Annotated in this window: 20 protein-coding genes; 10 read left to right on the forward strand and 10 right to left on the reverse strand. The window is 36.6% G+C overall.

What is annotated here, in order from left to right; translation table 11 throughout:
• Positions 1-18 precede the first annotated feature (18 nt).
• The gene (locus ACMAYX_RS15265; RefSeq protein WP_412463105.1) at positions 19-1,398 is read left to right on the forward strand and encodes a M16 family metallopeptidase; all 1,380 of its coding nucleotides are present in this window, start codon (positions 19-21) and stop codon (positions 1,396-1,398) included.
• Here the strand turns inward: ACMAYX_RS15265 and ACMAYX_RS15270 are convergent, their stop codons facing one another.
• Positions 1,399-2,340, reverse strand: coding sequence for a hypothetical protein (locus ACMAYX_RS15270; RefSeq protein WP_412472130.1), 942 nt, complete (start codon positions 2,338-2,340; stop codon positions 1,399-1,401). It abuts the gene before it with no gap.
• 134 nt (positions 2,341-2,474) lie between these two features.
• Between ACMAYX_RS15270 and ACMAYX_RS15275 the strand changes: the two genes are divergently transcribed.
• Complete coding sequence (locus tag ACMAYX_RS15275; RefSeq protein ID WP_103219065.1) at positions 2,475-3,077, forward strand: hypothetical protein; 603 nt, start codon at positions 2,475-2,477, stop codon at positions 3,075-3,077.
• Between the two features lie 15 nt (positions 3,078-3,092).
• Here ACMAYX_RS15275 and ACMAYX_RS15280 read toward each other — a convergent pair whose 3' ends face one another.
• Genes ACMAYX_RS15280 through ACMAYX_RS15290 form a run of 3 tightly spaced genes read right to left on the reverse strand, consistent with a single transcriptional unit; the run spans position 3,093 to position 5,251 of the window.
• Entirely contained in the window at positions 3,093-3,431 is a 339-nt protein-coding gene (locus ACMAYX_RS15280; protein ID WP_103219064.1) for a bactofilin family protein, read from the reverse strand.
• A gap of 9 nt (positions 3,432-3,440) precedes the next feature.
• Positions 3,441-4,178 carry a hypothetical protein gene (locus ACMAYX_RS15285; protein ID WP_103219063.1) on the reverse strand — a complete coding sequence of 246 codons (738 nt, stop codon included), beginning with the start codon at positions 4,176-4,178 and terminating at the stop codon, positions 3,441-3,443.
• 11 nt (positions 4,179-4,189) lie between these two features.
• Positions 4,190-5,251 (reverse strand): L,D-transpeptidase family protein, encoded by a 1,062-nt coding sequence (locus ACMAYX_RS15290; RefSeq protein ID WP_412472131.1) that lies wholly within the window; start codon positions 5,249-5,251, stop codon positions 4,190-4,192.
• Positions 5,252-5,477: 226 nt separating this feature from the next.
• Here ACMAYX_RS15290 and ACMAYX_RS15295 point away from each other — a divergent pair, with 226 nt between their 5' ends.
• The 4 genes from ACMAYX_RS15295 (at position 5,478) to ACMAYX_RS15310 (ending at position 10,174) form a co-directional block, all read left to right on the forward strand.
• The gene (locus ACMAYX_RS15295; RefSeq protein ID WP_412472132.1) at positions 5,478-7,136 is read left to right on the forward strand and encodes a hypothetical protein; all 1,659 of its coding nucleotides are present in this window, start codon (positions 5,478-5,480) and stop codon (positions 7,134-7,136) included.
• 8 nt (positions 7,137-7,144) lie between these two features.
• Positions 7,145-8,107 (forward strand): GGDEF domain-containing protein, encoded by a 963-nt coding sequence (locus tag ACMAYX_RS15300; RefSeq protein WP_103219060.1) that lies wholly within the window; start codon positions 7,145-7,147, stop codon positions 8,105-8,107.
• A gap of 2 nt (positions 8,108-8,109) precedes the next feature.
• The gene (locus ACMAYX_RS15305) at positions 8,110-9,189 is read left to right on the forward strand and encodes a metallophosphoesterase (protein ID WP_103219059.1); all 1,080 of its coding nucleotides are present in this window, start codon (positions 8,110-8,112) and stop codon (positions 9,187-9,189) included.
• 376 nt (positions 9,190-9,565) lie between these two features.
• Complete coding sequence (locus ACMAYX_RS15310; RefSeq protein ID WP_103219058.1) at positions 9,566-10,174, forward strand: sterol desaturase family protein; 609 nt, start codon at positions 9,566-9,568, stop codon at positions 10,172-10,174.
• 1 nt (position 10,175) lies between these two features.
• On the opposite strand, the gene ACMAYX_RS15315 is transcribed toward ACMAYX_RS15310, so the two are convergent.
• The 3 genes from ACMAYX_RS15315 to spt are packed head-to-tail and all read right to left on the reverse strand — an operon-like array spanning position 10,176 to position 13,510.
• Complete coding sequence (locus ACMAYX_RS15315; RefSeq protein ID WP_412472133.1) at positions 10,176-11,150, reverse strand: NAD-dependent epimerase/dehydratase family protein; 975 nt, start codon at positions 11,148-11,150, stop codon at positions 10,176-10,178.
• A complete protein-coding gene (locus ACMAYX_RS15320; protein WP_103219056.1) occupies positions 11,150-12,277 on the reverse strand; it encodes an N-acetyltransferase in 1,128 nt (375 codons plus the stop codon). Before ACMAYX_RS15320 ends, ACMAYX_RS15315 begins: the two co-directional genes overlap by 1 nt.
• Before the next feature lie 24 nt (positions 12,278-12,301).
• Positions 12,302-13,510 carry a serine palmitoyltransferase gene (gene spt / locus ACMAYX_RS15325; protein ID WP_103219055.1) on the reverse strand — a complete coding sequence of 403 codons (1,209 nt, stop codon included), beginning with the start codon at positions 13,508-13,510 and terminating at the stop codon, positions 12,302-12,304.
• A 137-nt stretch (positions 13,511-13,647) separates the two neighbouring features.
• Here spt and ACMAYX_RS15330 point away from each other — a divergent pair, with 137 nt between their 5' ends.
• Positions 13,648-14,586, forward strand: a complete 939-nt coding sequence (locus ACMAYX_RS15330; protein WP_392992332.1) for a hypothetical protein — start codon at positions 13,648-13,650, stop codon at positions 14,584-14,586.
• Here the strand turns inward: ACMAYX_RS15330 and ACMAYX_RS15335 are convergent.
• The gene (locus ACMAYX_RS15335) at positions 14,552-15,283 is read right to left on the reverse strand and encodes a PilZ domain-containing protein (protein WP_103219053.1); all 732 of its coding nucleotides are present in this window, start codon (positions 15,281-15,283) and stop codon (positions 14,552-14,554) included. The genes ACMAYX_RS15330 and ACMAYX_RS15335 overlap by 35 nt on opposite strands.
• A 139-nt stretch (positions 15,284-15,422) precedes the next feature.
• Between ACMAYX_RS15335 and pepN the strand changes: the two genes are divergently transcribed.
• Positions 15,423-18,038, forward strand: coding sequence for an aminopeptidase N (pepN, locus tag ACMAYX_RS15340; protein WP_412472134.1), 2,616 nt, complete (start codon positions 15,423-15,425; stop codon positions 18,036-18,038).
• Positions 18,039-18,057: 19 nt separating this feature from the next.
• Positions 18,058-18,843, forward strand: a complete 786-nt coding sequence (locus ACMAYX_RS15345; protein ID WP_412470060.1) for a nitroreductase family protein — start codon at positions 18,058-18,060, stop codon at positions 18,841-18,843.
• 3 nt (positions 18,844-18,846) lie between these two features.
• On the opposite strand, the gene ACMAYX_RS15350 is transcribed toward ACMAYX_RS15345, so the two are convergent.
• Positions 18,847-19,032, reverse strand: coding sequence for a hypothetical protein (locus tag ACMAYX_RS15350; RefSeq protein ID WP_412470059.1), 186 nt, complete (start codon positions 19,030-19,032; stop codon positions 18,847-18,849).
• Positions 19,033-19,217: 185 nt separating this feature from the next.
• Between ACMAYX_RS15350 and ACMAYX_RS15355 the strand changes: the two genes are divergently transcribed.
• Entirely contained in the window at positions 19,218-19,730 is a 513-nt protein-coding gene (locus tag ACMAYX_RS15355; RefSeq protein WP_392992324.1) for a hypothetical protein, read from the forward strand.
• Here the strand turns inward: ACMAYX_RS15355 and ACMAYX_RS15360 are convergent.
• The gene (locus ACMAYX_RS15360; RefSeq protein WP_103219048.1) at positions 19,717-20,487 is read right to left on the reverse strand and encodes a sulfite exporter TauE/SafE family protein; all 771 of its coding nucleotides are present in this window, start codon (positions 20,485-20,487) and stop codon (positions 19,717-19,719) included. The genes ACMAYX_RS15355 and ACMAYX_RS15360 overlap by 14 nt on opposite strands.
• Positions 20,488-20,493: the final 6 nt, after the last annotated feature.

The following is a 20,493-nucleotide window of genomic DNA, read 5'->3' on the forward strand; positions in this document are numbered from 1 at the left end:
ATGAAGGGATTAGTAGCTATGAATAAAATTTTAAAATCAATAATCATTGCATCGACTTTCATGAGTGTTAGTGCCAATGAACTAGTCGATAAAATTGAAAAATTTAAATGGGAAAATATCGATGTCACTTATATTCAAGATGATAAATTCCCTACTTATAATGTAACGATATTCTTTGCTGATGGTGCAATTAAAGATGGCCGTACTAAAGGTGTAACTAAGATGATGTTTGATCTACTTGAGAGTGGAACAAATCGTTTTAGCCTTAATGAAATTGCAGATAACCTAGAATTCTATGGGGTTTCAACTTCTTCAAATGTAACTCACGAATTCTCAAGCTATTCATATAATGGACTTGCTAAAGACATTATTCCTACTACAAAGAAAATTTGTCATATCTTTAGAGATGCAGTTTACCCTGCTCAAGAACTATCTAAAGCTAAGAAATCTCTTACTGCCCAAAGACAGAATCTTGTTTCAGATCATGGTGAATTAGCTTCTACAGCATTTCGTACTATAAGCTTAAAGGGGACTCCATACGTATCAGATGTAAGGGGAAGACTTGCAGATATTAAGAGAATTAAAAGAAGCTATCTTCAAAGTCGTCTGAAATATTTTAGAGATGATGTTAAAAAGAAAGTTTATATCACTGGTCCACGCTCAATCCTAAAGATTAAAAATATTGTTACTAATGAATGTGGTTTTGATTCTAAAGCAAGCTTTGTTAGAAATTTAGATACTGAAGTAAAAGAGATCAAGAAGTTCAATCCAGAAAAGCCACTTATTCACTTTGTTGAAGTTCCAAAAGCGAACCAAGCGCAAGTTAGAGCTGGAATTTACATGGCCAAGAAAGAAGATCCAGGCTTTGAGAATTTAGAGTTTATGTCTCAATACTTAGGTGGTGGTTTCACTTCAATTCTTGTAAAGGAACTTAGAACAAAAAGAGGATTAACTTATTCTGCATGGGCAACAGCTGGTATGCAAAAAGACTATGGCCGCTCAATTCTTTCAACTTTTACAAAAGAAGAAACTGTTAATCAGATGGTTCAAGAAGTAATCAAAATTCTAAAGGACAATTCTCAGGCAGAGAATATTTCGATGGAAGAAATTGAAAAGGTAAGAAAGGCCGTAAAAGGTGGATTTGCTTTTCAATTTCAAAAGCCATCAAGCTTTATGAGACAGTTAGTAAGCCTTGATAATTCTCAAGTGGATATTAAGCGTTTTCTAGAGTACACGAACTCAGTTGATAAAATCACGCAAGAGGATGTTGCAAAGACTATTTACTCAGCATTTCCTTATGACAAGGTTCAAATAGTTGTTCTTGGTGATAAGAAGATGATGAATGCCCTAAAGAAGATTGCAAAGATCAAAGTTTATTCTTACAAAAACTTTTTATAATTAATAATCTGGAACAACCAGAATATGGGTAGGGCCTGAGAGGCCTTGCCCAATTATCCTTACAAGAGAATAATCACTAATATCAATTTCCACTAAGTGATTAAATGAATAATCTGAAACAATAATATTACCACTTTGTAGCTGGGCAACACCTCTAGGATTTGTAAGGTAAGTCGTATTGCTATAACTTGCTCCAGTTGCTGTTAAAGAGCTATCATATTCGATCACTTGATCAGTTGCACCACTCCAAATACCCACAATATCACCATTATCAAGCTCTATAGCAAAGTAGCCATCAGTTGCACCTGCTGGCCCTGCGACACTATTTTGTTGAACACCATCTTCATCATAAGTTCTTATTTGATCAGAGCCACGTGAGCTAATAATGAAGCCACCATCACTTAGTGATGCCATGCCTTGTCCTGTATTGATGATATTTGCAATAGGAAAGCCTGTAGTCTCTCTTTGATGTCCATCTCCAAGTGGAGTAAATAACTCGAGGGCGTTGGATTCAAGAACTGCGATATTTCCATTTGCTAGCTCTGTTACACCTCTTAATGCACCATTTAGTCCCGTGTGCACAATGACATCAGAAACCTTGCCTGTGTAGGCATTTATACCAAGTACGCGATCATTGCCATCAGTAGTAAAAAGAAGTTGATTTGTCTCACTCGACCAACCAAGGGCCATCAAAAGAACACTGTTGCCAGTTGCTTGATAGATCGTTCTTTTAAAAACCCCATTACTATCAAGTTGAACGATAGAGTCAGAAGTATAATTCATGACAATGATATCTCCAGGTTCAAGATAATTGCCACTTGGTGCAGGTAAGGGTTCCGCCTTGATAACAGATTCTACTTCCTTACATGAGGCCATACCAAAGAGTAAGCTCATAAAAAGTGTTAAGGATAAGATACATGTATTTAGCTTTGTCTTTTTCATGCCTAAAGAATCGGGCCATAGTTAAAATAAAGTTAATTGGGTGATTAAATAGATAAAATTGAGAAAAAACTTCCACTTATCTTGATTCAGGAAAATTTATTTTCTTTTTGTTACAATAGCTTAGAGGTGGTTAATTGAGCTTAGCTAAATATTTAAAACTATTCACTTTATTATTTCTCTGTCTTCAGGTGAAGGCTGATATATCTTATTTAAGGTTTGATGGTGTTTTTGGAATTGGGACAAATGATAAAATGGACCAATATGATACGGCAACTACAGGTATTGGCTATAATTTGTCCTATGGGGTAAGAAATCGTGTTACTGGAATCGAGGCATTCTATACAAGAATTGATCTAAGCGGCGACATTAAACATGGTGGTGTTGATAGGGTGGCAGTTCAATCGCTTGCCATCTATGGACTTGAGTTTCATTTTTATCCAATTCAGAGACTTGCTGTAAAATTAGGGTATGCCCTTGTTTCATTTAATGATTTTATTGAAGGAAATTCTGATGGAAATATCTTTGCTGGAGCGGCCAATACTTATGGCCTTAGAAGAGATACAACACTAGGTGGATTAAGAATTGGTATTGGTTATGATTTTTTTCGTATAACCAGAAAAATTAATTTTCATACAAGCTATGTTTACCAAGAAAATGGTAATGGACATGAAAATCTAATTTCATTAGGTCTTGTTTTTAAATTTGAACGTGGAATTATCGATCGGCTTATACGCTAACTAGTAAAATCACTTCTATGATTCTAAAGTATGCCCTTGCATATTAACCTTTGCTCCTGGAGCAATATTAATATTCTTAGCGACAATCTGTCCCTTAACAGTTCCTGTAGGGAAGACCTTAACTTTTCCTTGAGCAGTTATGTCTCCATTTACTACACCATAGATATTCAAGTCCCCACAGCGAATACGCCCTTGGACATTTCCTTGTGGCTCAATTGTTAGTTGATGCTTTTCATCAATTTGAATATCGCCTTCGATAGTCGAGCAAATATGAGAAGGGCCATTTAATACAATATCACCCTTAATAACTGAGCCAATTCCAACGAATGTAAAATTTTGATCTCTTAAATCCATAGTAAGGCCCTACTTAATTTCTTCTCTAAATAATTGCTGATGAACAATATCGCCAAGACGGTTGAAAATAAAAATCTTAAACATAACTGTTTTATTCTTAGGCATATCAAACTTAGCTGTTACAGGACGAAAGCGTGATGTTGCAAATGATTCACCCTTTGTGTAGTTAAGTGAGAAATTTCTAATTGAGTCACCGCCCTCAGGGTAGTGGAAGTAGTTATTCCCATCGAATAAGAAAATATGGATATAACCAGAAACCCTATTATTATCTTTTGTGATATTGATAATATTAAAGTTAAGTTCCGCTTTATCATCTTTCTTAGTTACTTTTAAGTCTTCGATATTAATGCTGGCCGGACTCGTTAGGTCTTTTTGACCTTTTACTGGAGCAATAATATTAAGTGAACTTGCACTAACTGCACTAATCGTTTCATTGGCAAGTCGATTTGTTAGGTCAAGGTTCAGAGTTGTTAACTCAGTATTCTTTTGTGCCAGAGTCGAGTTCTCATCTCTTAGATTTTTTATAATTAATGGCTCTTTGGCCTTGATAAGCTTTTCAATATTCTTCGTGTAGAAGTATGAGCCAGCTAAGGCAAATATAGAAAATACAGTAAGAACAACTGGTACATAAATGATTGCTTTATACTCGCGAGGAGAAAGCTGTAAGTATCTTGGTACTTTATTATTTTCATAAAGAATGAAAGACAAATTATTCTTTGCCTTTGAACTACTTGATGGTGTGGACATCCCGTTCCCTTTTAATTTTCGCTATACGGTCTCGTTAAAGTGAGATTCAGTGTGAAAATTTGTTTTGGGTCTTGCGAAGTAAAGAACCTCTGTGAAGGTTCAAAACTTAAGTGCTCCCTCTCGTTTGTAATATCCATTGGAATACGCTGCCATCTCTCCGCGACAATCTTCCACTTATAATAAGGGTCACGCTTTAAATAGAGCGTTTTCTTTCCAATATCGTTAATTGTATTACTAGTGTAGTCTTGCTTGAACGTTACGACAACATAGTCATCAGCTTTTAATACAGTTAAATCTTTTAACTGAATTGAAGGAGTCCCTGGGTTTGCAAATACGGCCTTCTTATACTGTGCAAATGAATTGTAACGTCCACGAGTTGGATCGATAAAATCTGTGCGTGAGTAGAAGCTTAAGTAGTCATTGATATTCTCTGTTGACCAAGCTGTTAGCCAACCATTTACAGTATCAAGGACTTCATTCTTTTCTTTTTCCCAAGTTTCCTTGTTAAAGAATTTTAAGTTATGAACAACGACAATATTTGTCTTATTAATTTCAATAAATTTTGAAATATCAATTAGGTTTACATTGTGAGCAACAAGGCAACCTTTTGAGTCTAGGCCTTTGTCAATTCTTGGCTCGTTGTCTGTTGAGTGTAGCCAAATTCCGCCACCTGTTTTTCCTAGCGCTTTATCAATTGGGTTAGGGTAGTTAAGAACAAATGCTCCAACCCCATATTGAGCTCCAAGCTCACCATGCTTTCTAATTAAATCTTTATGTTCAATGAATTGCTCAAAATGATAAACACCTTCTGGTGTTCTACGATCACCTTGAAATGATTTATTTCCAACTTTCTGACCTGTGGCCATTTGATATGTCTTAATTAAACGTGGCAGGCCATTATTATTTTCATATAGGTAGATTGTATGAGTCGACTTTTCTGCAACGATCACATGATGAGCGAAGTAATCATTTAATAAAAGTAGACTCGATGGAAAAAATTCTTGAGCAAAACTACTTAGTGAAAAAAAAGTAGATGTAAAAATAGTCGATAAAAATAATAGTTTTTTAATCATGAAAAGCCTTTATATTTGATAACTACCTAATATTGTAGAACATTTTTTAATCACTTCTCAAGTCTTTATGCCTCAAAAAGTAAAATAACTTTCGACAAAATAACTTTATGCGTTGTAAGTACTCAACTTTTTTCGAAAAAAGGCGAAAAGTAGAGGGTAAGGATTTAAGAAAAGGCCATATTTAAATAAATTTCATACGTTTTGCATGGCCGCGATGGGGAAAATTATGTCAGCAGAAAAGAAGCAACAGGAAGAATTACTCGCTGAAAGTGAGAAAATTCAAAATGCGGTTGATGAAGTTCTTGGAAGCGATACTGATAGTAGCAGTGACGCACAAGAGAAGACTTCTCTAACTCTTGTTGATACTAATATTGACTTCTCTCAGCTAAATAATGAAGACAGCTCCCCACTGGATGAAGGTATTGAGCTAGATTTTGATGATGTCAGTGCCATCGATCTTTGTGGTGATGATGATATCGTAGAAAATGCTCCAGTAAATGCAGATTCTCCAACTGATCTTGATATGGATTTTTCATCTAGTATTACCATCAACCTTACTCAAGAAGGGGATACTATTCCAAATGCTTCTCTAGATGCTGCTCGTGAAGATGACTTGGATCTGGATAATAATCCGATTATTGTTGAAGATAAGCTAGAACAAGTCGATGAAGAAATTGATGAAGAAGATGATGCCGTAGAGGCCAGTGCTGAATCTGAAATAGAAACAGCTGATGACTTTTCAGTAAACCTTGAAGAAGATTCAGGTGATATTTTAGATGAGGACCTTGATGATCTTGAGATGTCACTAGGTGAAGATTTAGATGATGAATTAGATTCACTTGGTAACCTTGATAATTTAGGTGAACTCGATGATATGGGAGATCTAGATGACTTTGATAGTCTTGATGCAGATCTCGATTCCGAGCTTGATGATCTCGACGCCGATATTGATATGTCGCTAGACGATGATCTTGATCAATTTGATGATGAAACAACTAATGAAGTGGAACTTCCTTCTGTTGCCCAAGAAGATACAATGGCCCAACTTGATGGAATGGTTGATGCAAATCACCAGCAGTATAATTCTCCAGATGAGACCTTAACTGTAACGGCAGTTTCACCAACTGAAGAAACTGGCAATATTGATCTTGGGGGATTTGATTCGGTTGAAACTCCTGCTGCTTCTGAGCACCATGATTTCGTTGCATCGGCACCGGCCGCTCCAGCATCGAATCACGTTAGTGCAAATATTAACTTTCACCCTGGGCACATTTTAAGCTCCCTAAGTGAAGAGCAGCTACTTGATTTAAGAGTAACTGTTACAGAGTTAAAAGAAGATCGTATTAAACTTTTAACTGAACTAAATGAATTAAAAACAATGATTGAGCTTCTTAAGAGAGATTCGTTAAGCTTAAGAACAGAAGTTGATGAAAAAAATATTGAGCTTTCGATTGCTAAAAAGCGACATGCAATTGAAGTTGAGGAAACGAAATCACTTCTTGATAAATACAAGCATGGGCTAGAGCTTAGTGAAGCTAAGAATAAGGCCATGAGAGAAGAGATGGCCGAAATTGGGACACGCTTAAAAATCGATCATACAAGTGTTAGAGCACGTGAACAAGAGCTAGAAAGTCAATTAGAACTTATGGCCATCGATAGTGATAATAAAATAAAAGCAAGAGATGAGAAGATTTTAGAGCTTAAGCGAAAAATTGATACTCTTGAATTTAATATGGAAAACGTTGCAATTAATGAGAGGCAAGCAAAGAAGGAAAGAGTTTTAGCTGAGCAAAAACTTGAACGCCTTATTAGTAATCTAAGAGGCTCTTTGAATGTAGTTGCTGATACATTAGAATTAGATGATGAACTAGAACTGGATGATTAAAAATTAGTATGTTGGAAAAACAGTATAAAGCACTTTTAGAATTTATTTGTCAAAATGTTGAAGAGCATAATTTCAATATCGTATTGAAGTCTTTTCGCGATTTCATTAAGACAGAGTTTGATTCAAAAACGCCACTCGTTTTTGCGACGTTAGATAATGAATCCTCAAATCCAATCATTAGAGATTTCTATAATAATAAAGTTATTGAAGAGTATCCAAGTAAGGTCTATCAAGAACTAATGGGTGCGTTAAAGACACAAAAGCTTCATCTTGAAATAGAAGGTGATAAGTATCGCTTTGTCGAGGTCGGCTTCAATGGAAGTCAAAGTCTATATCTTGTATTGAATGGAGAGTTTCCTTCAGATATCTTTAGACAATTAGAAAACTATATTCAATCGAAGTTTAGAAGTCTTTTACAAGTAAAAGAACTTCAAAGACTACAGGCCCTTGCTCACGTTGATGATGTAACAGGTCTTTATAATCAAAGAAAATTTAAAAGTGATATTGATGCTGCTATTAGAGAATATGATGCACTAGAACGTTCATTCTCTCTTATCTTCATCGATATTGATTACTTTAAAAGTATCAACGATGGCCATGGCCATTTGATTGGAACAAGCTTACTTCAGCAGGTCGCAGAAACAATTCGTTCTACTGTAAGAGAGGATGATCTTTGTTATCGTTATGGGGGAGATGAGTTTGTCGTTCTTGCTCCATACTCTTCGTTAGAAGATGCTAAGATGATCGGACAAAGAATTCTTAGTCGAGTTAAGTCTACTGTTTATAAAATAGAGGCAGAGCTTGAAATCAATACTCATGAGGATGAAGATGTCCAATTGAGTGTCTCAATTGGTGTTGCCAATTACCCAACTAACGCTTCAGGACGTAATGAAATTATCGGAATGGCCGATAGAATGATGTATGAAGCAAAAAAGTCTGGACGTGGCAAGGTCTGTGTTGCAGACTCATAAATATGAAGTATCTAATCTTATCTGATCTCCATTTAGGCAAAGGTAGTTACCTGCAAAACGGTGAATTTAATATCTTAGAAGATTTCTTTGAAGACAATCGCTTCTATGAATTTTGCGACTACTTTTCAACGAATGAATATTATTCGAAACCTGTAACAATCATCATGAATGGAGATATCTTAAATCTCATTCAAATCGATTCAGATGGTGTTTTCACTCATGTCGTCGATGAGGCAATGACTATTAAACAGATTGAGGATATCGCTAAAGGACACCCTCGTTTTTTTGCAGGTCTTAAAAAGTTTTTAAGAGCGCCACATAAGCGTGTTGTCTATGTTGTAGGAAATCACGATGTTGGTATGCTTTTTAAAGGTGCACAGGAGAAGTTTTCAAAAATCTGTGGTGATAATATTATCTTTACTGAAACTTTTTTAGAAAATGGCCTACACGTTGAACATGGGCATCGATTTGAAGCTGTAAACACTGTACCAAAGGCAAAACAATTTATTCGCGGACCTGGTGGCAAGGATATATTGAACTTTCCGTGGGGTTCTCTTTTTTGCATTAACGTTCTACCAAAGCTTAAAAAAGAGCGTCCTTATATTGATAAAGTAAGGCCTATGTCTTCATATGTTAAATGGTGTCTTTTTAATGATACAAGATTCTTTTGGCGTCTATTTATCACGTGTATTAACTATGTCATTAAGACTCACTCAAATTATTACACACGACAGAACTCGAATTTCAAAACAAACTTAAAAATTCTTCAACAGATCACAATTTATCCACGCTATGAGCGCATGGCCAGAAGGATTCTTGATCGCGATAGCTCGATTCATACTGTTGTTATGGGGCATACCCATTTACAAGAGTGGAGGCGATTCCCAGAAGGTCGTTATTATTTCAACACTGGAACTTGGAATAATATCCCATCGATTGATGCTGGAAAGCACCAAGATACGCTAAGTCTTACTTATTGTAGTGTAAATGTACATCCAGAGAGTAATTCACTAGTTAATGCGTCCATGAATCAGTGGATGGGCCAATGGAAACCATATATTGAAGAAATTAGAACGAGTTAAATGATTATTAAGATTGATTGAGATGATTTTGAAAAAAAAACGACGTTCCTAAAAAGTCCTTTCCCGAAACGCCGAAGTGTCTTTAATTTTTTGTCTCTGCTTATTAATAAGTTTATTCGATTTTACAGAAACCACAAGAGATTTTTTCTTACAGTAGCTCGCAGCAAAAATTAACTTAGTCCATTATTCTATCTCCCTTGTAGTAGGGTATTTACACACTCTATAAAATATGTTTTTCTACTTTCTGACATCACAAAAATTTATTACTTTTGAATTCACGTTCATATGGGTTAAAGCTGGACATTTTAGGTCGCTAAAAGCTGACTTGAGCGAGTTTTTTTGGTAGAAATAGAGGATATTTAATCAGGTAGAAGTTGTGAAAAAGTACGAATCAATTAGAATATTTAAAAATCCAATTCTTGAGTCATTTACCCATGTTCATCCAATTGTGCCACTAGTGCTTTGGGCGCCATTTATTGGTTTTCTAATTTATCGTTCATATTTTGAACTTGGTTACACTCATCTACAAATGATTCTATGTGCAGTTAGTGGTTTAATTATTTGGACTCTTACAGAATATCTACTTCATCGTTTTGTTTTCCATTTAAAGCCTATTGGGCCACTTTCAGAGCGATTTGTGTTCTTGTTTCATGGGCTACATCATGATGACCCTAATGATCCGACAAGGCTTGTTATGCCGCCTGTGCCAGCGATCTTGATCATGGGGCTGATTTGGCTATTCTTTTCACTTTTTATTCCAGCTTTTTATATGCCAGGTTTTATGGCCTTCTTCACAATAGGCTATCTTTGCTATGACTATATTCACTATGCAACTCATCACTTTAAAATGAGTGGAAAGGTGGGGCGCTACTTAAAGAAATTTCATCTTCAGCATCACTTTAGACATGAGAAAGCTAAGTACGGTGTAAGCTCACCATTATGGGATTATGTTTTTAGAACTGTGACAGGACCTAAGGAAGACTAAGTTAGAGCCATTTACGCTCTTTGTAGTCCTTCGCTGTCATCTCAATTGTGTCCTTTAAATTATAATTAGGGACAAAACCAAGTGCCTTGATCTTTGAGTTACTGCAAAGCCAAGCATCTTGCTCCAATTCATTGATCTTATCTCCAGTAAGAGGTAGGTGAATTGGAAGAGTGTAGATAATTCCCGCAACTATTCTTAGTAGCCAAATTGGTAATGCCATAAACATAACCTTTTGAACTCCTAGAGCGTTCGAAATTTCATTGATTAATTCTTCAAAAGTTACTTCATCTACGGAAGTTACAAAATAAGTTTCTTGTTTTGTTTGCTCTTGAGATGCACAAAGAATGATTGCATCGACTAGGTCAAAAACATTAACGACACTATATTTCTTCGTTCTAAAGTTAAGTCCTGGGCCTGTAACAATACGCCCCTTAACCATTTTGAAAACATCTAAAACGGCACTGTCACGTGGACCTATCACCATTGGAGGTCGGATTATTGTGGTATTCCAACTCTCTGGAGAAAGTTCTCTGACTGCAATCTCTGCAGCAAGCTTTGAGTGACCATAGGCCGAAACAGGTAAGCATTCGATGCTTTCATCAACTAATTGCGATGAAGGACCGGCCGCAGCTTGTGAAGAAATTAGCATAAAATGAATATTTTCAAATTTTACTTTTAAGCGATTTATTAAATTTTCTGTGGCAATGTGATTTGTCTTTGCAAAAGTAAGAGAGTGTTTTGCTGAAACAATTCCCGCAGTATGGATAACGCAATCTAAGTCTTTTGGTAGGTCGCTTACCCATAATTTGATTGAGGCCTCTTCAAGGCTACCTTGGATATATTCGCCAGGTAAGTTTAAAGACTGCGCCTTTTGAGGATTTCTCACAAGAGCGAAAACCTCATGTCCTTGTTGATTTAATTTGTCACAAAGATGTGAGCCGACAAAACCAGTTGCACCAGTAACTAAGACTTTCATTATAACTCTTTTTGAAAAATTCGATATGTTCGGTAAGGAACAGCATTCATGCGAATGAGTGGTTTATTCATATTGATATTATCTTCTAGAATCCAGCTCATCTCTACATTCTTATATTTTTTATACTGTTTAATATTCTCATGGCATCTGTAATAAAGAATTGATTCAAGTCCATACAGACGATACTTCTTTTTCACACCCATCGTAATAACTCGAACACCATCTATAAGCTTTGGTGCACGAAGAACTTGAAAAATACCTTTTGGAAATAGCTTTCCATCTGGAATTTTATGTAGGACTTGATTGAAGTCTGGAAGGGCCACGATGAAACCGGCTTCTTCACCATTAACCATGGCAAAGAGAATTAGTTTTTCGTCAGCAACAGTTTTAAGGTCTGCTGCCATGGCGTAGAACTCATCCTTTGTCATTGGAACAAAGCCCCAGTTCTGCTCCCAAGCATCATTGTAGATACTATACATAAGATCAATTTCTTTCGCCCAATTTTTCTTAGAAACTGTACGATAAGTAATATTGGCCTTGTCTTCCGCTCTTAAGGCAATCTTTCTGATTACTTCCGGCATCTCGAAATCCGCCTTCATATGGTAGGCCAGGAGATCTTTTGCTTTCGTAAAACCAAGCTCATTTAAGTATTGATGATAGTATTCATAATTGTACATCATCATGAGAACTGGAATTTCATTATGACCTTTAATCAGTGTTCCACATTCATAATTTGTTGATGGATTAAATGGCCCAATAAATCGCTCAAGGCCAAGTGATTTTCCCCATTCCATTGCACAATTGAAAAGAGACTTAAAGACTTCGATATCATCGATGGCCTCAAAGAATCCCCAGTGAGCTTCTTGTGTGCTATGGAACTGGTTATAGTTGTGATTGTTGATGGCCATGATTCGGCCCACATCTTTTCCATCTTTAATTGCAATGTAAAAGGCACTTTGCGCTGTTTGATAAAAAGGATGTTTTTGATTAAAAAGTTTATTGAGTTCCATGCGTAGTTGTGGAACCCAATACTTGTCTTCTTTATAAATATTAAATTGGACGTCAATAAATCTTTTACGGGCCTTTTTATCGTTTAAGATATCAACTTTTTCGATATAAATGGCCATAGACTTATCTCCTTAAAAATATAATTAGTGTCCCATTGTCGAAGGGATATCAAACTCTTTCTTTGCTCTTGCAAAAACTTCTAGAACTTTTGTTAGCTCACTCTTGTTGTGAGTGGCCATGTAACTTGTTCTGATTAATGCTTCACCCTTAGGAACTGCCGGTGGTACAACTGGAGTTGCAAAGACTCCATTTTCACCTAGAAATTTAGTTACAAGCATTGATTTAACATCATCACCAATAAAGATTGGAATAATAGGAGTTTGGGAGTTGTATGTATAGAACCCGATTTCCTGGAAACCATTTCTCATGAATTTAACATTGTCCCATAGGCGATCGTGAATTGTATCGTCAGAGTTAATAACGTCAATACATGCCGAAACAGTTGCTACAGCAGATGGTGCCATTGAAGCAGAGAACATGAAAGATCTTGCTAGGTGTTTTACATAGTTGATTGTTTCAGCATCACCTGAAAGAACTCCACCAATTGAAGCAAATGACTTTGAGAATGTTCCCATGTTTAAGTGAACCTTATCAGTTACACCAAAGTGGTTCATTGTCCCAGCGCCTTTTTCTCCCATAACACCGATACCGTGAGCATCGTCGACGTAAATATAAGCACCATACTTTTCAGCAAGTCTAACCATCTCTGGTAGGTTTGCAATATCACCAGTCATTGAGAAAACACCATCTGCAACGATGATTACTTTTTGGAAGCGATCAATATTTGCTTCAAGTTGCTCCTCTAAAGACTCCATATCGTTGTGGCGATACTTAAATGTCGTTCCCATTGCTAGGCGAGAGGCATCGATAATTGAAGCATGATTTTCTGAATCAAAGAGCATACAGTCTCTTGGGCCACAGATAGCAGAAAGAGCACCAAGATTTGTTTGCATACCAGTTGAGAAGATAAGAGCTTTTTCGTGTCCTAGGTAGCGCGCTAGCTTTTCTTCAAGTTCTTCGTGAATTGTTAGGTTACCGTTTAAGAAACGAGATCCTGTACAACCAGTTCCATATTTTTCAATGGCCTTAATGGCCGCTTCTTTTACGTGAGGGTGATGTGTTAGGCCTAGGTAGTTATTTGAACCGATCATGATTTGATCTTTTCCATCAATCTTTACTATCGTTCCTTCTGAGTCACCAATTTGGCGGAAAAAAGGATAAAGATCTTTAGATTTTAGCATTGCTGCCATGTCCATCAAGCGGTCAGCTGCGCTAGAAAATTTTAGTGCCATATTTCACATCTCATTCGAATTGTATTAATAATAGAGGTAAGCTTGAATTTAGCTAGATTGAGTTGACAAGTCAACAAATTATACGCACAGTGACAGCGCCTATGGTACTTAAATTATTCACTTTTAAAACATGCATCATGTTTATTATCTTAACTGTTTTTGCTTCGTGTCAGCAGCAGAATATTCAAGATGAAAAAACACAAATTGAAGTTTCTGATTGGAAACCTCCTTGTGATTTAAATACTTTTTGTGATCGAAAAGAAATCCTAAGCTCTCTAAATGGGCCTATTGAATACCGAAGTTCACTTGTAAGTATTTTAAATCGTTCAAAGAAAGAGTTCAAAAGGTATCACGTTCATTATGGAGATGATATCTACTATATTTGTGGCAAGCTTATTTCTGTTGGCGGCTGCTCTCATCTTTCACTTGAAGAAGGGGAGATGAGCACTGTTCAAGTCGAAATGTACTTAGCGGCAATGGCCAATTGCCATCACTATAAGTGCTATGATTATTTCCAAAATCTTAGAGGAAAATTTTTAAAATTAGTTAATGCTACAAATTCTGACAAGGCCAAAAAGTCTTTCTATCTCATGGCCATCAAGCTTCCTAGGCCTTGGTTTGAGAAATCGGGAGACTTGAGAATGTTTATCCACTTACTTGAAAAAGATCAAGGCAGCATTGCTTACAAAGATCTTGGTGCCTTGATAAGTGCCATTCCGAATCATGAAGATCTCAAGGATTTTGTTGCAAAAAACTTCTTTAAAATTGATTCACATAAAACTGGAATATCTGTTTATCTGGCCCGCTACCTCGAGGCCTGGCACGATAGAAATTATAAGCGCTTTCTCACTGAGGGCATTAAGCAAGAAGATATTAATGCCTTCATTCTTAGTATGCCAATCGGGTGCCCTAAGCTTGAAACAATTCTTGCTTTCAAGGATTACTTTTCTAAAGGTAATGAGAGGGTATTAAAAGATATTCTCAAACAAGTTGAGTTAGATACTTACTTCAAAGAATTGAATTTAAAAGAAAATAAAAGCTCTAAGTGCCTTTCTTCATTGCCGCCTGCTTCCTAAGCTCTTCTCCGCGGGCCTCTGAATTAATTGAAAGCACAAGATCTTCTTCGACTTCTTTGTCCATATTCATAAAGGCGATACCAATCCCCATTGGTGTTTCTTCATTATTTTCAATTGGCCAAGTCGCTGCAATTTTTACTTGTGGAATTTCAAATCGTTTCGACGCAAGTCTTACCGTTGCATTATCAAAAATTGATTCTTTCTTGAATTTGTCAGCGAAGTCTTTTGGGCAGTTAAAGCTAATTCCACCGGCCGAGATATCGTTGCAATCAAAGACATCTTCTTCGATTTTAATCTGAATAGGGATGTAAGCATTTGCATGCAAGCGGTAGTTAGATCGTTGCTGACTCTTATAGACGGGACGATCAACTTTAAGCTTATAAACTTCTTCTGCCGCAATGAAGCTTAGGTATGAACTCGAAAATAAAATAACTGATTTAAACTTAATTTTTAGAAGAACTTCATTGTCCTTGTTTTTTGAACCTGCCAATTTCGCAATTAGGCTTGCGTCAAAGTCTAGAGTGAATTCGAGTTCACTTTCATCAAAAGATTTAATTTTGAAGCTTTCGACTTTATCTTTTTCTTGTCCTTTGCGCCAGATTTCAATGATTAATCCATCGCTTAGGGCCCTTTTTAAAAAACTTATCTTCTCTTCAAAGGGAATTTCTGAGAAATAAAATTTCTTATTCGCATCCATCAAGTTCTCACTTTAATAATCTCTAAATTAATTTAAGTGTTTAATATTAAATATATTCTAATCAAAGTTTTCATTCAGTTCAAATTGTGGCAAATTCTACAAATAAATACTCAAAATTATAGGAAATAACGAGGTATATATGAAAAGCGAAACTCCTGTGGTCAAGTATTTGGCGGATTATCAAGCGCCAACTCACAAAATCGAGACAGTTAATCTTGAATTTCATTTAGATGATACAAAAACTCAAGTATGTTCAACGATGGAAATTGTCCCATTAAGCGGTCAGACTCTTGAACTTAATGGTGAAGAATTAATTCTAAAATCTGTAAAAGTTAACGGCGAAGAATTTAAAAACTACAACGAAGAAAAAGAGATCTTAACTCTTAGTGCACTTCCAACAGAAAAGTTCACTCTTGAGATTCACAATGAAATTAACCCAAAGGCCAACACTGCTCTTGATGGTTTATATAAATCAGGTGGAATGTTTTGTACGCAAAATGAGCCTGAAGGATTTAGAAGAATTACTTACTTTATCGACCGTCCAGATAATTTAAGCATTTTTACAACTAAGATCGTTGCAGACAAAGCAGCATACCCATTTCTACTATCTAACGGAAACCTAATTGAACAAGGCGATCTAGAAGGTGGGAAGCACTTTGCTGTGTGGAATGATCCTTTTGCAAAACCTGCATACCTTTATGCTCTTGTCGCTGGAGATCTTGCTCTAATTGAAGATACATTTACAACAAAGTCAGGCCGTGAAGTTAAGCTTCAGGTTTTTGTCGATAAAGGAAATGAAGATAAGTCTCACCATGCAATGGAATCACTTAAGAAGTCAATGAAGTGGGATGAAGATAGATTTAGACTTGAGTACGATCTTGATATCTATATGATTGTTGCCGTTGACTCATTCAATATGGGTGCAATGGAGAACAAAGGTTTAAATATCTTTAACTCTGCTTACGTTCTTGCTTCAAAAGAGACAGCAGAAGATCATAACTTCTTTGGTATTGAATCAGTAGTTGGACATGAGTACTTCCACAACTGGACAGGAAATCGTGTAACTTGTCGTGATTGGTTCCAGCTAACTCTTAAAGAAGGTCTTACTGTATTTAGAGACCAAGAGTTCTCTGCAGATCTAAACTCAAGATCAGTTTGTCGTATTAACGACGTTATTAATCTTAGAGCAGCTCAGTTCCCTGAAGATGCTGGCCCGCAGTCACACCCAATTCAGCCAAAGTCATACATTGAAATGAATAACTTCTATACCATGACTATTTATGAAAAAGGTTCAGAAGTCATTCGTATGTATCACACACTACTTGGAGAAGAAGGTTTCCAACGTGGTATGGATAAGTATTTTGAGCTATATGATGGGCAAGCGGTAACGACAGCAGATTTCACAAATGCAATGAGTGTCGCCAATGATAATTACGATTTCTCTCAATTTAGAAGATGGTATGATCAAGCGGGAACACCTGTTCTTGATGTAACGACTAGTTACGATGAAGCGGCAAATGAATTTACTCTAACTGTAAATCAATCAACGCCTGCAACCCCAGGGCAGCCAACAAAAGAGCCATTCCATATGCCATTTGTTATCGGACTTCTTGATAGCAAAGGTGTTGATATGAAGCTTGCTCTGAAAAATAGAGACGATCAAGCTGATCTTGGAAGAGGACTTCTTCATATTAAAAAAGATTCAGAAGTATTCGTATTTGAAAATATCACAGAAAGACCAGTAGCATCTCTAAATAGAAACTTCAGTGCACCTGTTGTTCTGCGATCGGATCTAACAGATGGAGACTTCATTTTCTTAATGGCAAATGATAATGACGATTTCAATCGTTATGAAGCGGGACAAGCACTTGCTCTTAAAAATATTCATGCACTTCTTAGTGATTCAAATTACCAAGTTGATGAGAAATTTATTCAAGCATGGGGGGCAATCCTTAAGGATCAAAATATTGATGAAGAGTTTAAGGCCGTATGTCTTGGGCTGCCATCGATGACTGATATTGCTTCAACAATTACTATCCCAGATTATCGCGCTATCGATGAAGCAAGAGAGAAGTTATATACGCTACTTGCGAGTACTTATGAACAAGATCTAGTTGCTATTTACAATGATCTTAGTACGGAAAGAGAATTCAAGGTAGATGCTAAGGCAATGGGTGAGAGAAGGTTAAGAGGCTTTACTCTTAGTTGTCTTGCTAAAATTGATGGACACCAAGCTCTTGCTCGTAAGTGTTTTGAAACTGCGACAAATATGACTGATATGATGAACTCTCTAGCTGTTATCGTTCACGAAAAGCTTCCTGGTGCTGCTGAGTCTTTACAAGAGTTCTATACACGTTTTAAAGATCAAACACTTGTTATGCAAAAGTGGCTAAGTGTTCAGGCAAGTTCAAGTGATGACTCAACTTTTGATCGCGTACAAGAGTTAATGAAAGATGAAGTCTTTGATATGAATGTACCAAACTTAGTATCGTCACTAATTGGAACATTTGCTCGTAATAAAGTTCAATTCAATCACGAAAGTGGACGTGGACTTAAGTTCATTGCTGAAATGATTAGAAAGGTTGATGCAATTAACCCTCAATCAGGTTCTCGACTTGCTGGTGCATTTAATGATTACCGTAAGATGCCAGCTGATCTTAAAGAGATTGCACGTCTTGAGCTTGAAGCAATCGTTAATGACGAAAAGACTTCGAAGAATGTTTTTGAAAAACTATCTAAAACTTTAAATTCATAGTTAACGAAGGGAGACTGGCGTGAGTGATAATATTTTTACTGAAGAACTTGAATTAAATTATACGGAAGTTGCTCCGGAAATTGATTTTAAAGAATTCGAAAAAGTTGTCTCTTCACGCCGCTCTGTTCGTGTCTTTGGTGATGAAGAAGTTCCGGATGAGGTTGTTCAAAAGGCAATTGAGCACGGTCTGCTTGCACCAAATTCTTCTAATCTTCAACCTTGGGAGTTTCACTGGGTTAAATCTGAAGATAAGAGATCAGAACTTGCAAAACTTTGTTTTGGTCAAAATGGTGCCAAAACAGCAAAGCATCTAATTGTCTGTGTGGCAAAGACTGGCACTTGGAAGAAGAATTGTGAGCGCATGCTTGCTTCTCTTGAAGCCGCCTCAAAGAAAGATGGCATTGAAGTTCCTAAGGCCGTAAAAGCGTACTATTCAAAGATCGCCCCAATGGCCTATGGTTATATGGGACCTTTTGGTATTTTTTCACCTCTTAAATGGGCTTTCTATAATACAATTGGCCTATTCCAAGTGATCTTTCGTGAGCCAATGTTTCCATCTGAGCTTAGAACTTGGGCGCATAAGACAACGGCACTTGCCTGTGAAAATATCATGCTATCAATTCGCGCTCAAGGTTATGACACGCTTCCAATGGAAGGCTTTGATGCTAAACGCGTAAAGAAGCTATTAGGTCTTGGATGCAAGGATCATGTCACAATGGTACTTGGAGTAGGAAAGCGTTCTAGTAAAGGCGTTTACGGCCCACAGTTTAGATTTCCAAAAGAAGATTTCATCATTAAGCATTAAGCACTATGCGATCATGTAGCGTGGAATGAATGGATAATAAAGAAGGCCTCTTCTTGTATTCAGTCGAATACGAGAAATAAAGTTGGCCTGTTTGCTTTTGTTCTTAATTGAATTTCCCCCTTGTCCTCTCAATTCATTATTAGGATTCGTCAATAATAGGCAAAGAGTAAGAATTGAAAAATATTTCATATACACATCCTTAGTACATTCTCATTCTATCTGTCCCTAAGTTGAACGAAGTCAGCGCCTTGTAAAGTTCTTGTGATTTGTTACATCTTTAAATTTTTTTATTGATGTAAGTTTTGCTTATTTGCTCATAATTTAATTGTCACCTAAAATGGTAGCTAAGTTATAAAAATGAAAAGGATTTTCACATGAAATACTTATTAAGCTTACTTGTTACAGTAAACCTATTTGCAATCACTCCTCAAGAGCTATACGGATGTTTTGAAACAATTGAACATAATCAGCAGTCTGTTCCACATGGACCTGATTATGAGAGAAATCTTACCACTTATGAAGATTATAGCTTTTCTCGAACTTATAAAAATGTTGAGACTAATCGTATTGAGCCAATCAATGTTTTCAATTTCTTTACTGGTGTAAGAGATGATGTGTATTACTCGTATTCACCAATTATTCTCTTCCAAGACCTAGGTGAATATTCTTGGAGTGAGAATTCGCTAAGCTATGAGGTTGATGAGGATATTTATATGTATCGTTCGCAAAAAGAGATGTATGAGAAAGTTGATCACCGCCTAAAGCTTTCAATTAATAAAGTTGGAGCTTTCTTTGAGGGAAGTGTTGAACTAAAATCTCAAGCTCGCAATATCGATCGCGCTTTCACTTTTAAACTTAGAAAAGTTTCTTGTCCTACATCGTACTAATATCGTAAATAGACTTAAATAAAAGGCCCACAAGAACAACATTAAATGCTGTTGTGACTGTGGCCTTATTGCCATTAATAACTTGGCTTGAGCCGAGGTAATTCCCAAGAAGTCCTGCCGGCAGGGCGATTGCAACAATCTTCCACATAATAGCACCCTTGATTAAGAACGTAATAAAGGCCGCAATATTACTTACGTAGTTCATAAATGCCGCATGAGGTGAGGCATCAAGTATGTCGAAATGAAGAAAGAACATCATTGAGATGATAAGAAATGTTCCGGTTCCTGGGCCGAAGAAGCCATCATAACCACCAATGACTAGTCCAATAAGAACTGAGCGAAAAAGAACCTGCATCTTTTCAAGTGGAGAGTGATCCATTAATTCTCTTTTCTTCTTTAGATGGTTCATAAAGAAGATGATTGGAATGATTAAGATTAAAATATAGACCATGTGCTTTGACTCAAGGATAGTGCTAAGTTGGGCACCAATTAAAGAAGCACTAAAAGTTGCAATTGTTGGAGGTAGAATAAATTTAAAGTCAATCTTGCCACGCTTCACATAGCGAATGATTGAAAGTGATTTTGAAATACATGAAACACATTTATTCGTACCAAGCAGAAGGTGAGCAGGGACACCTGTTGCAATATAAGTAGGGATTGTTATTAGGCCACCACCTCCGGCCATGGAGTCGATAAATCCTGCGAAAGTAATGAGAGTAAAAATAATGAGAGCTTGAACTAATGTGAAATCTTCCATTCGGAG

Origin of the sequence: Halobacteriovorax sp. RT-2-3 (assembly GCF_047085075.1) — a bacterium.
In the GTDB taxonomy this organism is placed as follows: Bacteria; Bdellovibrionota; Bacteriovoracia; order Bacteriovoracales; family Bacteriovoracaceae; genus Halobacteriovorax_A.

What these genes read in the sequence shown, in the direction of transcription:
- ACMAYX_RS15265 (WP_412463105.1), top strand. Translation starts at nt 19, where the DNA reads ATGAATAAAATTTTAAAATCAATAATCATTGCATCGACTTTCATGAGT.
- ACMAYX_RS15270 (WP_412472130.1), bottom strand. Translation starts at nt 2,340, where the DNA reads ATGAAAAAGACAAAGCTAAATACATGTATCTTATCCTTAACACTTTTT.
- ACMAYX_RS15280 (WP_103219064.1), bottom strand. Translation starts at nt 3,431, where the DNA reads ATGGATTTAAGAGATCAAAATTTTACATTCGTTGGAATTGGCTCAGTT.
- ACMAYX_RS15285 (WP_103219063.1), bottom strand. Translation starts at nt 4,178, where the DNA reads ATGTCCACACCATCAAGTAGTTCAAAGGCAAAGAATAATTTGTCTTTC.
- ACMAYX_RS15290 (WP_412472131.1), bottom strand. Translation starts at nt 5,251, where the DNA reads ATGATTAAAAAACTATTATTTTTATCGACTATTTTTACATCTACTTTT.
- ACMAYX_RS15295 (WP_412472132.1), top strand. Translation starts at nt 5,478, where the DNA reads ATGTCAGCAGAAAAGAAGCAACAGGAAGAATTACTCGCTGAAAGTGAG.
- ACMAYX_RS15300 (WP_103219060.1), top strand. Translation starts at nt 7,145, where the DNA reads ATGTTGGAAAAACAGTATAAAGCACTTTTAGAATTTATTTGTCAAAAT.
- ACMAYX_RS15305 (WP_103219059.1), top strand. Translation starts at nt 8,110, where the DNA reads ATGAAGTATCTAATCTTATCTGATCTCCATTTAGGCAAAGGTAGTTAC.
- ACMAYX_RS15315 (WP_412472133.1), bottom strand. Translation starts at nt 11,150, where the DNA reads ATGAAAGTCTTAGTTACTGGTGCAACTGGTTTTGTCGGCTCACATCTT.
- ACMAYX_RS15320 (WP_103219056.1), bottom strand. Translation starts at nt 12,277, where the DNA reads ATGGCCATTTATATCGAAAAAGTTGATATCTTAAACGATAAAAAGGCC.
- spt (WP_103219055.1), bottom strand. Translation starts at nt 13,510, where the DNA reads ATGGCACTAAAATTTTCTAGCGCAGCTGACCGCTTGATGGACATGGCA.
- ACMAYX_RS15330 (WP_392992332.1), top strand. Translation starts at nt 13,648, where the DNA reads ATGTTTATTATCTTAACTGTTTTTGCTTCGTGTCAGCAGCAGAATATT.
- ACMAYX_RS15335 (WP_103219053.1), bottom strand. Translation starts at nt 15,283, where the DNA reads ATGGATGCGAATAAGAAATTTTATTTCTCAGAAATTCCCTTTGAAGAG.
- pepN (WP_412472134.1), top strand. Translation starts at nt 15,423, where the DNA reads ATGAAAAGCGAAACTCCTGTGGTCAAGTATTTGGCGGATTATCAAGCG.
- ACMAYX_RS15350 (WP_412470059.1), bottom strand. Translation starts at nt 19,032, where the DNA reads ATGAAATATTTTTCAATTCTTACTCTTTGCCTATTATTGACGAATCCT.
- ACMAYX_RS15355 (WP_392992324.1), top strand. Translation starts at nt 19,218, where the DNA reads ATGAAATACTTATTAAGCTTACTTGTTACAGTAAACCTATTTGCAATC.
- ACMAYX_RS15360 (WP_103219048.1), bottom strand. Translation starts at nt 20,487, where the DNA reads ATGGAAGATTTCACATTAGTTCAAGCTCTCATTATTTTTACTCTCATT.